Raw genomic sequence first — 436 nt, forward strand, 5'->3', positions numbered from 1 at the left:
GCGTAATGCGACCGAGTGGGTGGTGGATGGGTCGTTGACGTTGGTGTCGTTGTTGGATGCGGCGGTCGTGGCGGGGTCGGGGTCGGTGGCGTTGGTCGCTGATGGTGGTGAGTCGGTGACGTATGGGGAGTTGGATGTTCGGGTGAATCGTCTTGCCCGGTATTTGATTTCGTTGGGTGTGGGGCCGGAGTCGCGGGTGGGGTTGGTGTTGCGGCGTTCGGTGGATTTGGTGGTCGCGATGTATGCGGTGGCGAAGGCGGGTGGGGTGTATGTGCCGGTGGATCCGGATCAGCCTGTTGAGCGGACGGATTACATTCTGCGGGTTGCGGCGCCGGTGTGTGTGTTGACGAATGCGGAGGCGGGGTTCGTTACGGGTGTGGCGCCGGTGGTGCGGGTCGATGAGTTGGATTTGGGTGGTGTGGATGGGTCACCGGTC

At 62.8% G+C, this 436-nt stretch carries 1 protein-coding gene; it reads left to right on the forward strand.

Features of this window, described 5'->3' with window-relative positions; translation table 11 throughout:
* Positions 1-436, forward strand: a 436-nt coding sequence (locus ACL02S_RS24225; RefSeq protein ID WP_412804801.1) for an AMP-binding protein, incomplete at both ends; no start/stop codon positions are given.

Source organism: Nocardia spongicola, assembly GCF_047200775.1.
Lineage (GTDB): Bacteria > Actinomycetota > Actinomycetes > Mycobacteriales > Mycobacteriaceae > Nocardia.